Genomic DNA, 14,789 nt, shown 5'->3' on the forward strand with positions numbered 1-14,789 from the left:
AGTGACTCATCATGGAAGTTATTTATCGCGTTCAATTACGAAGCTCGCCAGCGCCTTCAGGGCAGAGGTGTCATAGGATTTTGCAGAGAGCATGTGCAAAGCATCCACGGCTTCCTGGTATAAATCCAGTGCCTTAATCCGGGCATTATCCAGACCCATCAATGAAGGATAGGTGCTTTTTCCAAGATCTTGATCGGCACCTTGACGTTTTCCGATAACGGCTGTGTCGCCCGTCACATCCAGGATGTCATCCTGCACCTGAAAGGCCAGGCCGATGGCATCCGCATAGCGGTCAAGATACGGTAGCGCTTCACGGCCCGCGTCGCCGGCAGCAAAGGCACCGAGTCGCACGGCTGAGCGAATCAACGCCCCCGTTTTGTGACGATGGATCTGTTCCAGTTGATGAAGATCGACAGACTGACCTTCTGCCGCCAGATCCAGCGCCTGCCCGCCGCACATACCCGCTACGCCGCTGGCCCTGGCCAGCTCTGACAGCATAGCGAGGCGGTATTCTGCACTCACGCCCGGCATGGGCTGGTCGGCCAGAATAGAAAAGGCCAGCGTTTGTAGCGCATCACCGGCAAGAATGGCGGTATCTTCACCATATTTGATATGGCAGGTCGGTTGCCCACGACGTAACGCATCATCGTCCATTGCCGGCAAATCGTCATGAATCAGTGAATAGGCGTGAATACATTCGACAGCCGCTGCAGGCACATCGAGACTGGCTTTATTCGCATTGAGCATGGTGCCGGTTGCGTAAACCAGAAACGGGCGCATGCGTTTGCCACCTAATAGTGCCCCATACTGCATGGCATTCACCAGAGGAGAACTCTGAAAAGGGAGGGCATCCAGGTAGCCCATCAACGCGTGGTTCACCTGCTGGTGATACGCATTGAGCAGTTCAGGAAAATCCATTAGCTGTTTTCCGGCGTGAAAGAGGAGAGATCGGCATCGTTATCGTCGCTGAGGAGAATGCGCACGCGCTGCTCGGCTTGCTGCAACGTTTGCTGGCCATTGCGCGCTAACTGCACGCCGCGCTCAAATTCATTCAGAGCGTCTTCCAACGGCAGTTCACCACTTTCCAGACGATTAACAATCTGCTCCAGCTGCTGCAATGACGTTTCAAAGCTGGCTGGCTGTTCGGCTTTTTTCGGCATATTTCGTGTCGACTCACGGTTGGAACGTTATCTTGCAATCGGTCATGGTAGCTGAGAGAGAATGATTAGCAAAATAATCAATGTGCATGCTGTTGCAGAAGCAGTCACCGGGTAAAGGTGATATACTCTCGCGCCTCGGATGCGGATGCGCCTGTCACCCCGCAATTTTATGATCTTACCAGCTAAGTGCAGCCTGTTTTAGCACTTATTTGCCCAACGAAGCTGTATTGCCATGAAGTTTATCGTCAAGTTATTTCCTGAAATCACCATCAAGAGTCAGTCGGTGCGTCTGCGCTTTATTAAGATTCTTGCCAGTAATATCCGCAACGTGCTCAAAACGGTCAGCGATGAGATCGCGGTGGTGCGTTTTTGGGATCATATTGAAGTGCGCTGCAAAGATGAAGCCATGCGGCAGATTATTCCCGATGAGCTGATGCGCATCCCGGGTATTCATCATGTCCTTGCGGTTGAAGAGCGCGAATATACCGACATCCACGATATTTTCGAGCAGACGCTGGCACAGTATCGCGACAGCCTGGAAAACAAAACCTTTTGCGTGCGGGTTAAGCGCCGTGGCAAACACAGCTTCAGTTCGCAGGACGTCGAACGCTATGTTGGCGGCGGGCTAAATCAGCACATCGCCAGCGCCACCGTTCAGCTTAAGAAACCTGAAGTGACGGTTAACCTCGAAGTGGAAGAAAACCGCTTAACGCTGGTCACCGCACGCTATGAAGGGCTGGGCGGCTTCCCGATTGGTACCCAGGAAGATGTGCTGTCGCTGATCTCGGGGGGATTTGACTCCGGCGTTTCCAGCTACATGCTGATGCGTCGTGGCAGCCGCGTTCACTACTGCTTCTTTAACCTGGGCGGCGCGGCACATGAAATCGGCGTACGTCAGGTCGCCCATTATCTGTGGAACCGCTTTGGCCGTTCGCACCGTGTACGTTTTGTGGCAATCAACTTTGAGCCAGTTGTCGGCGAAATTTTAGAAAAAATCGACGACGGTCAAATGGGCGTGGTGCTGAAACGTATGATGGTCCGTGCAGCCTCAATGGTGGCGGAGCGTTATGGCGTACAGGCCCTGGTCACAGGTGAAGCGGTGGGGCAGGTCTCCAGCCAGACGCTGACCAATCTGCGACTGATCGACAATGCCTCCGATACGTTGATTTTGCGTCCGCTGATTTCCCACGACAAAGAGCACATTATTAAAGTGGCGCGTGAAATCGGCACCGAAGACTTTGCCAGCACCATGCCGGAATATTGTGGCGTGATTTCGAAAAGCCCGACGGTCAAAGCGGTAAAAGGCAAAATCGAAGCCGAAGAAAGCCAGTTTGATTTCGCGATTCTGGAACGCATGGTGGCCGAGGCGACCAATGTGGATATTCGCGAAATCGCGGAGCAGACGCAGGAAGAGGTGGTTGAGGTTGAGACGGTCGGCTTGCTGAACGAAAACGACAGCGTGCTGGATATCCGCTCGGTGGATGAGCAGGAAGACAAACCGCTACAGCTGGCGGGAACGGAGGTGAAGTCGATGCCTTTCTACAAACTCAGTACGCAGTTTGGCGACCTTGATCAGAACAAAACCTGGCTCTTGTACTGCGATCGCGGTGTGATGAGTAAATTACAGGCGCTCTATCTGCATGAGCAGGGGTTTAAAAACGTGAAGGTATATCGTCCGTAATCCGCATAGCGGTCACTGACCGCTTCCCCCTGTGCTCGCCTTGCATACCAGGGCAAGACGAGCACAGAGCGTCCGGCAGGCGTCTGAACCGGCGACTTAACTGGCCTGATAGTCGTAAATACCCGGCGCCAGCACCAGTTGTGCCGCGACCTCACGTGCTTTATCACTGCCTGCTAGCAAATCAATTAATTTCAGCGCAAAATCCATCGCCGTGCCCGGTCCCTGACTGGTGAGCAAATTGACTCGCGGATCCCAGACGACACGACGTTCCATCCATTTCTCTTCCGGTATGGTGGACTTTAAACTGGGAAAGCCTGTCATATTGCCGACCGGAAACAGGTTATGCGGCACCAGTACCGTGCCAGCGGCTGCGCAGATGGCCGCAACAATACGTCCTGACAAATGAAACTGGTGTACGGTTTCAACCAACAGCGGACTGTCACGAAATGTCTCGGCTCCTTTTAGTCCGCCGGGCAGGACAATAGCATCGTAGGCGTTGTCCGCCACCTCGACCAGCGGGACGTCGGCCAGCAGGCGAACGCCGCGCGAACAGACGATTTCACGGCAGCCATCGCTTTCCACGCTGGCGGTCACCGTCTTTATCCCGCCACGGACCAGCAGATCGAGTGTGGTAACGGCTTCCGTCTCTTCACTGCCATGAGCCAGACAGACCAGTACCGAGGCGTTCGCGCCCATAATAAGACTCCTTGCGTTTAATCATGTCGTACAGCCGGGTGTTTTCAGGTAACACTAAGCCGTGAGTGCGTGCGCGACGCAGCAGAAAGCCGGTGATGTATTCAATTTCCGTCAGTCGCTGAGCGCGTATATCCTGCAGCATTGATGAAGTGTTGGCGGCGGTCGTCTCAATCACATTCAGCACCTGATCCTGCAGGCTCTGGCTGGCCACGGACTGGCCTTCACGCTCCATAACCCAACTGATTTCGTCACATAAGGTGATGATGTCGGCCTGATGCTGACGCAGTGCGCCATTCTGACAGTCGTAAACCACGCTGAGTGGGTTGATCACACAGTTTACCGCCAGCTTACGCCAGCAGGCCGCCCGGATATTGTCATGCCAGGCGACATCGGGCAGCGCTTCGTGCAGCACATCGGCGACCTCACTCCAGTGCTCGCTTTTACGGTTGCCGGGACCAATATGGGTGACGCCCGTGGCGACGTGCTTAATGACCGTGCCATCCCGCATTGCGGCGTGCGTAGTGATACCGCGTAACAGCGGCTGCGTCAGACCTTTTAATTCGCCAAGCGTGCCCATGCCATTGTGCAACAACAATACCGGGCAGTTTTCTGACATCACGCTTTCCAGATTTTTTACGGCCGTTGATACCTGCGGGGCTTTCAGCGTCACCAACAGCAACTGGCTCTGCGCCAAAAACAGCGGATCGTTGGCAATGAAGGTCCGGTTCGTCACGCGCCCCAGCGGATCGATTACATTTGCTGAGCAGTAGGGCTGAGGTACGCGTAACCAGCCCTGGACATCGTGCCCGCAATGGGCAAGAGCGGTGAGCCACACCTGGCCCAATGCGCCACATCCTAATACGGTTATTTTCATGCTGCCTCCCGCTCGCGGGCTTATTATTTATGCGCTGTGGCAATGAGTTAAGTATAGCGCTACACAGTGCGATTTTATTTAGTGCCGTAAGACGCGTATTATGCATGCCAGTTTAGCCTCAGGAGAAGAAGAGATGCCATCTTTCGATATCGTTTCAGAAGTCGACATGCAGGAAGTTCGCAACGCAGTAGAGAATGCTAACCGTGAACTGTCGACACGTTTTGATTTTCGCAACGTCACTGCCAGTTACGAACTCAATGAAAAAAATGAAACCATTAAGGTCATCAGTGAATCGGATTTTCAGGTAAAGCAGCTGGTGGATATCCTGCGCGAGAAAATGCTCAAGCGCGGTATTGAAGGCGCGGCGCTGGAAGTACCAGAAGAGATTGAACACAGCGGCAAAAGCTGGAGCGTGGATGCCAAAATGAAAAAAGGCATTGAAAGCGACGTCGCGAAAAAGCTGGTGAAGCTGATTAAAGACAGCAAGCTGAAAGTGCAGACGCAGATTCAGGGCGAATCTCTGCGCGTAACGGGTAAGTCTCGTGATGATTTACAGGGCGCAATGGCGCTGGTGCGTAATGGCAACCTGGGCCAGCCTTTCCAGTTCAAAAACTTCCGCGATTAATCCCTCCGCTCAGCACGTGAGCACAGGATGCCCTCTGAGGCATCCTGTCAGGTTGGCAGCCTGACTGTGACACCCGTCAGGCTGTCACTGCTCCCCTTCCGCGACAGCAACGCTTTTGCCCTGCAAGGTGCTGATGTCCGTGACGGAATCTGCGTGACCAGAGGGACGCATTTTGCGCGGGGATAAACGGGAGAAACCGGGTTTGTCAAAGACGACAAACCCGGTGAGGGCAGGGGATTAGCCACCGCCGATAAGGGCTTCAAGCTCCGGTCGGCTGGTGATCTTACTGTCGATCTTAATGTAAGCGCTTTTTTCTTCCGGTACGATCAGCACCGCGTTCACTCCAGGCTGGGCCTTCAGGCGCTTCTCCAGGTTCGGTACTGCCAGCGCCGCATCACTCAGCACAATGCGCAGACTGCTGACGTAGGGCGGTTCCTGCATGGTCATACTGACGAACAGCCAGATTGCCGCCACAATCGCTCCCACCATAAACACAGTTTGCGCATCAAAATGACCGAACACCCAACCGCCCAGGCTTCCGCCGATCGCAACGCCCAGAAACTGGCTGGTGGAGTAAAGCCCCATTGCTGTCCCTTTGTAACCGGCAGGCGATTCCTTACTGACCAGGGAAGGCAGGATGGCTTCCATCAGGTTAAAGGCGAGGAAGAAGAGCTGTACGCCGAGCACCAGCGTCCAGAAATGGCCCTGCGCGCCCCATAAAACAATTTCTGCGATGACCATCATGCCGACACAGCCGACAAAGACGCGCTTCATTTTGCGCTTCACTTCTGCATAAATGATAAAAGGCACGACGCCCGCAAAGGCGATCAGCATGGTCGTTAAATAGACCTTCCAGTGTTCTGATGGCGGTAATCCCGCCTGCTCAAACTGGTCGGGCAGCGCAACAAAGCTCGACATCAACAGGATATGCAAAAAGAAGATGCCAAGATTCAGTTTTACCAGGCGCGGGTTGGCCAGCACTTTTTTAAAGCTGCCGCGCACCATGCCCGACTCACGGTTCAGGACATGCTGAGTGGAGGAGGGGACCACCCAAAGCGTAATGAGAATACCCAGCGTCGCCAGCGTTGCGATCATCCAGAACAGCGCATGCAGGCCCAGCGCGTGGGTCACAATCGGTCCCACCACCATCGCAATCGCAAAGGTAACGCCAAAACTGATGCCAATAAACGCCATCGCTTTGGTGCGGTTCTGTTCACGCGTTAAATCCGACAGCAGCGCCATCACGGCGGCCGCAATCGCGCCCGAACCCTGCAACGCCCGGCCAAGGATGATGCCCCAAATGGATTCCGTGCTGGCGGCAATCACGCTGCCAAGGACAAACAGCAGCAGGCCGCCCACAATCAGAGGCTTGCGTCCAATACGATCGGACAGCAGGCCAAAGGGGATCTGGAAAATGGCCTGAGCCAGGCCATAAATGCCAATGGCCAGACCGATTAAGGTTTCACTCGCTCCCTGGAGCGCCATGCCATAGGTGGTCAATACCGGCAGGACCATAAACATTCCCAGCATACGCAGGGAAAAGACCGTGCCAAGGCCCCATGTGGCGCGCAGCTCCACCGGAGTCATTTTGTTATCGTTCATTCCTACCTCTGTTGATGTGCTGCATTTATTTTAGGGAGGGAGAGTGGAAGGGTAAAACAATAGTTCTTAAGCAGTCGTAACAAAAAGAAAGGGCGCGAAAATCGCGCCCGTTTCATGCTGTTTTGGTACACATCAGCGCACGTAAGTCAGCAAATCTTTTGACGCAGGCGTCATGAAATCCACTGACATCATCACGCTCAGCGCGGTGATGGCGACGATGGAGAAGACAAACAGCTTACGTGCCCAAACCCGATCGTTTGAGGTTTTATAACCTGACAGCGCCATGCCCAGCCACCAGACGCTGACGGCAGCGGCAACGACCAGATACTTATAGCCTGCATAGCCACCCAGCGTCAGCATCAGCGTGGCAATCATAAACGCCAGGATATAAAGCGTAATATGATTTTTTGCTACAGAGATACCTTTCACAACCGGTAAGACCGGGATGTTGGCAGCCTGGTAATCCTTAAAGCGGAAGATAGCAATCGCATAGGAGTGCGGCATCTGCCACAGGCTAAAAATCGCCAGCAGGATCAGGGCGCCCGCATCAAACTCATTGGTCACGGCACAGTAGCCAATCACCGGCGGCGCAGCGCCAGACAAGCTACCAATCAGCGTACCGTAAACCGAATGACGCTTCATATACAGGCTGTAAACACCAACGTATACCACGAAGCCCATCACCGCCAGCCACATGGCCAGCGGGTTAGCACCGAAATACAGCAGTGCAAAGCCAGCAATACCCAACACAGTGGCATACACCAGGCTTACTTTCGCGGAGATAAGGCCTTTAACCAGCACCCGATTCCTGGTTCTCTCCATCTTGATGTCGATATCGCGGTCAATCACGTTGTTGAAGACACAACCTGACGCAACCACCAGCGACACGCCAACCAGTGAGGTGAGAAACAGGGCGTAATCAATGCTGCCCTTAGAGGCCAGCAAAAATCCGCCAATCACAGAAATTAAATTCCCGAAAATAATTCCTGGCTTTGTAACTTGCAGGTATTGCTTAAACATTACACAGACTCTTTAGTGGGGCATCATGTTGTAGTTGAGGTTCCACATGATCCACAGTGAGCCAACCACAACAATCAGGATAATGATTGCTGAGAAGACAATGGCCACCATGTTCCAGCCGCCCTCAGATTTGCTGTCCAGATGCAGGAAGTAAACCAGGTGAACCAGCACCTGAACGACTGCACAGACCAGCACAACGCCGAGGATGGTTCCATGAGAAGCACTACCATCCATTACCATCCAGAACGGGATTGCCGTCAGGATGATAGAGAGGATGAAGCCGATCATGTAAGACTTCACGCTACCGTGTGATGCACCATGTTCGTTAACAGAATGACTCATTACATGGCTCCCATCAGATAAACAACGGTAAACACGCAGATCCAAACCACGTCCAGGAAGTGCCAGAACAGGCTCAGACACATGATACGGGTACGGTTAGTGGCGTTCAGACCGCGTTTCGCGATCTGGAACATCAGCACGGCCATCCAGATCAGACCCGAGGTCACGTGCAGACCATGCGTACCGACCAGTGTAAAGAAGCCGGACAGGAAGCCACTACGGTTTGGACCGAAGCCTTCAGCAATCAGGTGATGGAATTCATAGATTTCCATCCCGATAAAGCCCGCACCAAACAGGAAGGTCAACGCCAGCCAGCCGATAACGGCGCCTTTGTTTTCCTTGTTCATGGCGATAACAGCCATGCCGTAGGTGATGGAGCTTAATAACAGCAGGGCGGTTTCAACCAGCACGAACGGCAGTTCAAAGATATCTTTGCCTGCCGGGCCGCCGGCGGTGTTGTTAACCATAACTGCATAGGTCGCAAACAGGGTTGCAAAGATAATGCAGTCACTCATCAGGTAGATCCAGAAGCCAAAGACTTTATTGGCTCCTGCATCGTGATGCCCATGCTCCGCATGGGCGTCGTGGTGGTGTTTTACGGTAGTTGACATTATTTCAGACCTGCTTTGCTGATTTCGTCAAAGTGCTGCTTTTCAATCTTCTCTACTTCGGCAACAGGGACGTAGTAGTCCACGTCTTCGTCGAAGCTCTTCACGATCCAGCTTACGATCATGCCGAGGAAAGTAAGACCTGCCAGCCACCAGATATGCCAGATCATCGCAAAACCGAAGATGGTCGCAAACGCGGCAATAACAATCGCAGCACCGCTGTTTTTCGGCATATGAATTTCTTCATATTTAGCCGGCTGCTTGTACGCTTCGCCTTTCTCTTTCATTTCCCAGAAAGCGTCACGCTCATGCACATGCGGGATAACAGCAAAGTTATAGAACGGCGGTGGTGAAGAGGTTGCCCACTCCAGCGTACGGCCACCCCACGGATCGCCAGTCAGGTCACGGTTCTGGTCGCGGTCACGTACAGACACGTAGAACATGATCAGCTGACAAATAATACCGCAGGCAATCAGACCCGCACCTACCGCTGCAACAACCAGCAGAGAGTGGAACTGAGGATCGATATCCTGGCTCAGACGACGGGTCATTCCCATGAAGCCCAGTGCGTACAGCGGCATAAAGGCAACGAAGAAGCCGATGATCCAGAACCAGAAAGCACGTTTGCCCCAGGTTTCGTTCAGGGTAAAGCCGAAGGCTTTCGGGAACCAGTAGGTCACACCCGCCATACAACCGAATACCACACCACCGATAATCACGTTATGGAAGTGCGCAATCAGGAACAGACTGTTGTGCAGGACAAAGTCAGCGCCCGGAACGGCCAGCAGAACACCGGTCATACCACCCACAGAGAAGGTGACCAGGAAGCCTACGGTCCACAGCATCGCAGAGTGCATCTGAATGCGACCCTGATACATGGTGAACAGCCAGTTAAATATTTTAACCCCGGTCGGAATCGCGATGATCATCGTCATGATACCGAAGAAGGCGTTAACGTTGGCACCGGCACCCATGGTGAAGAAGTGGTGCAGCCAGACGATGAACGACAACACGGTAATGGCGATGGTCGCCCAGACCAGTGAGGTATAACCAAACAGACGTTTTTTCGAGAAGGTGGCCGTGACTTCGGAGAAGACACCAAACACCGGCAGAACAAGAATGTACACCTCTGGGTGACCCCAGACCCAGATCAGGTTGACGTACATCATCATGTTACCGCCCATATCATTAGTAAAGAAATGGAAGTCGAGGTAACGATCAAGTGTCAACAGCGCCAGAGTCACGGTCAGAACCGGGAACGCAGCGATGATCAGGACGTTGGTGCACAGCGCAGCCCAGGTAAAGACGGGCATTTTGAACAGGTCCATGCCCGGCGCACGCATCTTCAGAATGGTCACGAAGAAGTTAATACCGGTCAGGGTTGTACCAATACCGGAAAGCTGGAGACTCCAGATCCAGTAATCCACCCCCACGCCGGGACTGTATTCTGCCCCCGACAGCGGTGGATAGGCCAGCCAGCCAGTTTGCGCGAATTCGCCGACACCCAGAGACAGGTTAACCAGAATCACACCGATTGCGGTAAACCAGAAGCTCAGGTTGTTCAGGAACGGGAAGGCAACGTCACGCGCACCGATTTGCAACGGTACGGCAATGTTCATCAGACCCACCACGAATGGCATCGCCACGAAGAAGATCATGATTACGCCGTGAGCGGTAAAGATCTGGTCGTAGTGATGAGGGGGCAATATGCCTGCTTCCCCGGAGGAAGCCAGAACCTGTTGGGTACGCATCATCACGGCGTCAGCAAAGCCGCGCAGCAGCATGACGAACGCCATGATGATATACATGATACCCAGTTTTTTATGGTCGATTGACGTCAGCCATTCAGACCACAGATATTTCCACTTACCAAAGTAGGTGATGGCAGAGACGATCGCCAGACCTGCAATGATGATGCCGGCAACCGTAACCATGATAATCGGTTCATGGTAGGGCACTGCATCCAGAGTTAATTTTCCGAACATCGTATTATTCCTCGGCTCCCGCGGTAGCGGTGTGACTCATGTCCATGCCTTTGTGTTCAGACATGTCCATTTTCCCGTGGCTATTCATGAACTTGTTAATGACCTGCAAGAACAGTTCAGGATTAGCTGAAGAGAAATATTCCACCGGGTGATTTTCGCTTGGCACAGCCACTTTCTCGAAATCATCCATCGTCATCAGCGTGTTAGGTGCCGCTTTTACTTTGGCAACCCACTGCTGGAACTCCGCATCGTCTTTGGTTGCAATGGCTTTGAACTTCATGCCAGAGAAACCGCGACCACTGAAGTTGGCGGAAATACCGTCGAAAGTTCCTGGCTCGTTGGCAATCAGGTGCAGTTTGGTCTGCATGCCCGCCATCGCGTAGATCTGGCTACCGAGCGTAGGAATAAAGAAGGAGTTCATGACGGAGTTGGAGGTGATTTTGAAGTTAACCGGGGTGTTTGCCGGGAAGGCAATCTGGTTAACTGTCGCAATACCTTGTTCTGGATAAATGAATAACCATTTCCAGTCCAGAGCAACGACGTCAATTTCAACCGGTTTCACGTCAGAGGCCAGGGGTTTGCTTGGCTCCAGCGCATGGGTTGATTTCCAGGTCAGTACACCAAGGAAAACGATGATCAGGATCGGAATGGTCCAGACCACAGCTTCCACTTTATTGGAGTGTGACCAGTTAGGACTGTACTTAGCATTCGTGTTCGACGCCCGATATTTCCAGGCAAACACGACGGCCATTAAGACTGCAGGAATCACGACGATCATCATCAGACCAAAAGCGGTCAGTATCAGCGAACGTTGCTCCAGCGCAATCTGTCCTTTGGGATTTAACAATGCATTATCGCAGCCACTCATTAATAAAGTGCCTGCGATTAATGACAAAATCCCCAAACTTTTATTGTATTTACTGAGTCTCATTTAACGACCTCAATGACAAAGGGCTCTATTGTCGTTTAAGTGTGCGCGCATTTTACGGGAAGGTTTATGCAGTGTAAACCAGCTTAAGGATGTGTCAGAACCATGTTGACACCTTTTGCTAAGGGTGTCACAGATGTTGTTCTCGGTGACAAATTATTAACGTGGACAAGCAGTTGGCAGTAATATAACAAAAAGAGATGGATGCGGGGTTAAACAAAAGTAGGAAAGGAATAACCCTGACTTTTAATACCCAATTATTTAACAATATTGCATCATTTTTTCTCTAATTTTTAACTTAATTAATTGCGTACCGGATTTAAATATCTTGCCCGAAGCGCACACATGATAAAAATATTTTTTGTAAATTGACACGCAAAGACAAATTAGGTTCGCTTAACCAATTGGCTGAAATGGCACCTGCGACTGTGCGATTATGAGGCAAAAGGTCAATTCCCGGCCTTTCTCAATGCGCGATAATCCAGCACCACGCCGGACAGCACACCGCAAAGCGCCAGCGCCATACCGGCTTCAAACAGCGGAGCCAGCCACGTCGAAAGCGTGAGCATACCCGTTGCATTCAGCGCCAGCGACAGCAGCCATAGCGCCAGTAACCCGCATCCGCCTGCAAACAGCCGTTTCGTCCAGCGGTAGCCTGTGGAAAAATAGCGGCGCGGCAAAAACTGGCCGGTTTTTTGGGTAAAGTCCAGTGTACCGCGACAAAAAGCCAGCAGGGCCAGGCCCGGCAGACCGGCGAAAACGGTAAAGGCGTAGAACGTTGGCCAGCCCCAGATCTCGACCAGATAACCGGCTGCAGGTCCCACGTAAACCCGGCCTACCGCTGAAAGCGCAGACAGCAGGGCGAACTGCGTCGCCGAGAAGGACTTATTACACAGCGTCATCAGCAGCGCGACAAACGCAGCGGTTCCCATTCCGCCACACAGGTTCTCAATAAAGACCGCGCTCGCCATGCTCCAGAGGTGTTTGTCGGTGACCGCCAGCAGCCAGTAGCCGAAATTCGACACCGCCTGGAGCAGGCCAAAAATCATTAACGCGCGAAACAGGCTCAGGCGTTGCATCAGCATGCCGCCATAAAGCGCGCCAATGATGGTCGCCAGCAAGCCCAGCGTTTTGTTTACCAGCCCGACGTCGCCAGGATTAAATCCCACGCCGCGAATCAAAAAGGTGGTGGTGAGAGAGGCGGCAAATGCATCGCCGAGCTTGTAAAGAATGATGAGCGTGATCAGCAGCCAGGCGTTGTTGCGATTAAAAAAATCGTGCAGAGGATCGACAACCGCCTGACGTAGCGTACGCGGCGCGGCCTGCGCGTTGTCCGGCTCTTTGGCAAGACAGGTTGCGATAAGACAGGGCAGCAGGAGCAGGGCCATGAGCCAGTAAGTCGCCTCCCAGCCGAGATAGCGATCGGCCAGCCACAGCGCCAGACCGCCCGATATCAACATTGCCAGGCGATAGCCTAACACCGTGATGGCAGCGCCACTTCCGCGTTCTTCCGGCGGCAACACATCCGTTTTCCAGGCATCGAAGACGATATCCTGTGACGCAGAACAGAATGCAATCAGTACCGCCAGTGCCGCCATCAGGGTTAAATCCCGGCTGGGCTGCAAAAAGCCCATTGCCACAATGCTGGCCACCAGTGCCAGTTGCGTGATGAGCAACCAGCCTCTGCGCCGACCGAGAAGCGGCGGCGTGAAGCGATCCATCATGGGGGACCAGAGAAACTTAAACACATAGGCCTGGCCCACCAGTGAAAAGAATCCGATGGTTTTCAAATCGATATTATCAACCGTCATCCACGCCTGTAGCGTCCCGCTGGTTAAGGCCAGAGGCAAACCTGATGCGAATCCCAGAAGGAGTAAAATGGCTGCATTTTTTTGGCGGAAGACACGGAAGTAGTGATTCATACTGACCTTGAAAAGTGCCCGGCCGGGTGCCGGGCAAAAGACCTGATTAACGGGCGTTTTGTTTGATGAAGTCGTTGACGCTGGTGTCCTGCGCCATATCGGCGATCACGTCGCTCAGCGTAGAATTCACCGCATTGGTGATTTTCTGATTGGTGGCGCTGAAAGCCCCTTCTACGCTGTAGGTCTGGCGGTAATTTTTAATCTGTTTATTGCCATTTTTCGCGGTCGCCACGATAGAGATATCCGCCTTGGTGGTAATGCTGTAACGCACATCACCCTGGGTGACGTCGGCATACAGATTATTGACGATGATTTGCAGATCAACCGCGCCATTAGGACCGACCATATAGCCGCGCGCTGTCATTTGTTTCTCCAGCACTTCCTGAAGTAAGAAACGCAGATCGCGCGACGGGGTCAGGCTGACCAGTTGTCCATCGCGATTAACTTTTGCCAGCGCCTGATCGCGACGCTGATCGGCGCCGTTGATACTCACCGTAATGCCCATCAGGCTCGGATCGCGCTGTGGCAGCTGAATCTTAGGTTGAATGGTCAATGTGTTGTTGCTGGAAGCGCAACCGGCCAGGATAAAAGCAGCCAGCAGCGGGAATAACAGTTTTTTCAACATACGCTTTCTCGTTAGTGTCATGGGTTGGTGTGCAAAAACTGCGGCCATCATAGCAAAGCGGTGCAGTGAATAAAGCCCTTTGCCACAAGGTAAACCGCGCAAGGCGATTTTTCTTGCTCTCTACCTTTTCATATTCCCCGCCTGACAAGGCACAAGCGAAGAGGGCGACGGAGTGATAATATTACGTCCGCTGTCGCGTTGCGCAGCCAAAAACGGACTAATATTTAAACAGATGGGGCACAGCGCTCGCCATTGAGGGTAAAACCATGATTCGAGAACAGATAGAAGAGAAGCTGCGTCTGGCTTTTGAGCCGGCTCATCTGGAAGTGCATGATGAAAGCTACCGACACAATGTGCCTGCCGGTTCTGAAAGCCATTTCAAAGTGGTGATTGTCAGCGACGTTTTTACCGGTCAGCGTTTTCTTGCCCGCCATCGCGCAATTTATGGTGAACTCAGTGCTGAGCTGGCGGGAAGTGTTCACGCACTGGCCTTGCATACTTATACCCTGAAAGAGTGGGAAGGATTGCAGGATACGGTACTCGCTTCGCCGAACTGTCGCGGCGCGGGCACACTCGCATAACACCCTCTCTTTTTAAACGGCCTGCGGGCCGTTTTTGTGTTTTATCCTTGCTAAACGCGTTACCTGGCTCAAAAAAGCAGCAAACTCCCTGAAAAGTGGTGACTTAGCGTCCTCGACTCATCTCAGTGATGCCGCTATAA

At 52.8% G+C, this 14,789-nt stretch carries 15 protein-coding genes; 3 read left to right on the forward strand and 12 right to left on the reverse strand.

Annotation, left to right across the window (positions count from 1 at the left end; translation table 11 throughout):
• Positions 1 to 18: 18 nt before the first annotated feature.
• Complete coding sequence (gene ispA, locus C7434_RS00720) at positions 19 to 918, reverse strand: (2E,6E)-farnesyl diphosphate synthase (RefSeq protein ID WP_033738647.1); 900 nt, start codon at positions 916 to 918, stop codon at positions 19 to 21.
• Entirely contained in the window at positions 918 to 1,160 is a 243-nt protein-coding gene (xseB, locus tag C7434_RS00725; RefSeq protein ID WP_054634405.1) for an exodeoxyribonuclease VII small subunit, read from the reverse strand. Before xseB ends, ispA begins: the two co-directional genes overlap by 1 nt.
• 232 nt (positions 1,161 to 1,392) lie before the next feature.
• Here xseB and thiI point away from each other — a divergent pair, with 232 nt between their 5' ends.
• Positions 1,393 to 2,841, forward strand: a complete 1,449-nt coding sequence (gene thiI, locus C7434_RS00730; RefSeq protein WP_039338476.1) for a tRNA uracil 4-sulfurtransferase ThiI — start codon at positions 1,393 to 1,395, stop codon at positions 2,839 to 2,841.
• A 96-nt stretch (positions 2,842 to 2,937) separates the two neighbouring features.
• On the opposite strand, the gene yajL is transcribed toward thiI, so the two are convergent.
• Both yajL and panE read right to left on the reverse strand, forming a co-directional pair.
• The gene (gene yajL, locus C7434_RS00735) at positions 2,938 to 3,537 is read right to left on the reverse strand and encodes a protein deglycase YajL (RefSeq protein WP_133745050.1); all 600 of its coding nucleotides are present in this window, start codon (positions 3,535 to 3,537) and stop codon (positions 2,938 to 2,940) included.
• The gene (gene panE / locus C7434_RS00740) at positions 3,491 to 4,411 is read right to left on the reverse strand and encodes a 2-dehydropantoate 2-reductase (protein ID WP_033738652.1); all 921 of its coding nucleotides are present in this window, start codon (positions 4,409 to 4,411) and stop codon (positions 3,491 to 3,493) included. Before panE ends, yajL begins: the two co-directional genes overlap by 47 nt.
• A gap of 133 nt (positions 4,412 to 4,544) precedes the next feature.
• On the opposite strand from panE, the gene C7434_RS00745 reads away from it, so the two are divergent.
• On the forward strand, positions 4,545 to 5,036 hold the full coding sequence (locus C7434_RS00745) for a YajQ family cyclic di-GMP-binding protein (protein ID WP_006117971.1): 492 nt from the start codon (positions 4,545 to 4,547) through the stop codon (positions 5,034 to 5,036).
• A 237-nt stretch (positions 5,037 to 5,273) separates the two neighbouring features.
• On the opposite strand, the gene C7434_RS00750 is transcribed toward C7434_RS00745, so the two are convergent.
• The 8 genes from C7434_RS00750 to C7434_RS00785 all read right to left on the reverse strand — a co-directional run bounded on the left by C7434_RS00750 (position 5,274) and on the right by C7434_RS00785 (position 14,068).
• On the reverse strand, positions 5,274 to 6,638 hold the full coding sequence (locus C7434_RS00750; protein WP_006117970.1) for an MFS transporter: 1,365 nt from the start codon (positions 6,636 to 6,638) through the stop codon (positions 5,274 to 5,276).
• Between the two features lie 132 nt (positions 6,639 to 6,770).
• Complete coding sequence (gene cyoE, locus C7434_RS00755) at positions 6,771 to 7,658, reverse strand: heme o synthase (RefSeq protein ID WP_006117969.1); 888 nt, start codon at positions 7,656 to 7,658, stop codon at positions 6,771 to 6,773.
• Positions 7,659 to 7,670: 12 nt separating this feature from the next.
• A complete protein-coding gene (locus C7434_RS00760; RefSeq protein ID WP_006117967.1) occupies positions 7,671 to 8,000 on the reverse strand; it encodes a cytochrome o ubiquinol oxidase subunit IV in 330 nt (109 codons plus the stop codon).
• Positions 8,000 to 8,611 carry a cytochrome o ubiquinol oxidase subunit III gene (locus tag C7434_RS00765; RefSeq protein ID WP_006117966.1) on the reverse strand — a complete coding sequence of 204 codons (612 nt, stop codon included), beginning with the start codon at positions 8,609 to 8,611 and terminating at the stop codon, positions 8,000 to 8,002. Before C7434_RS00765 ends, C7434_RS00760 begins: the two co-directional genes overlap by 1 nt.
• Positions 8,611 to 10,593, reverse strand: a complete 1,983-nt coding sequence (cyoB, locus tag C7434_RS00770) for a cytochrome o ubiquinol oxidase subunit I (protein ID WP_033738655.1) — start codon at positions 10,591 to 10,593, stop codon at positions 8,611 to 8,613. Before cyoB ends, C7434_RS00765 begins: the two co-directional genes overlap by 1 nt.
• 4 nt (positions 10,594 to 10,597) lie before the next feature.
• Positions 10,598 to 11,524: a cytochrome o ubiquinol oxidase subunit II gene (cyoA, locus tag C7434_RS00775; protein WP_033738657.1), complete on the reverse strand. Its 927-nt coding sequence runs from the start codon at positions 11,522 to 11,524 to the stop codon at positions 10,598 to 10,600.
• 446 nt (positions 11,525 to 11,970) lie between these two features.
• Positions 11,971 to 13,443 (reverse strand): muropeptide MFS transporter AmpG, encoded by a 1,473-nt coding sequence (ampG, locus tag C7434_RS00780; RefSeq protein ID WP_133745051.1) that lies wholly within the window; start codon positions 13,441 to 13,443, stop codon positions 11,971 to 11,973.
• A 46-nt stretch (positions 13,444 to 13,489) separates the two neighbouring features.
• A complete protein-coding gene (locus tag C7434_RS00785; RefSeq protein ID WP_006117962.1) occupies positions 13,490 to 14,068 on the reverse strand; it encodes a lipoprotein in 579 nt (192 codons plus the stop codon).
• A gap of 266 nt (positions 14,069 to 14,334) precedes the next feature.
• Between C7434_RS00785 and bolA the strand changes: the two genes are divergently transcribed.
• Positions 14,335 to 14,649 (forward strand): transcriptional regulator BolA, encoded by a 315-nt coding sequence (gene bolA, locus C7434_RS00790; RefSeq protein WP_006117961.1) that lies wholly within the window; start codon positions 14,335 to 14,337, stop codon positions 14,647 to 14,649.
• Positions 14,650 to 14,789: the final 140 nt, after the last annotated feature.

The organism is Pantoea sp. PNA 14-12, from assembly GCF_004364735.1.
Taxonomy (GTDB): Bacteria; Pseudomonadota; Gammaproteobacteria; order Enterobacterales; family Enterobacteriaceae; genus Pantoea; species Pantoea stewartii.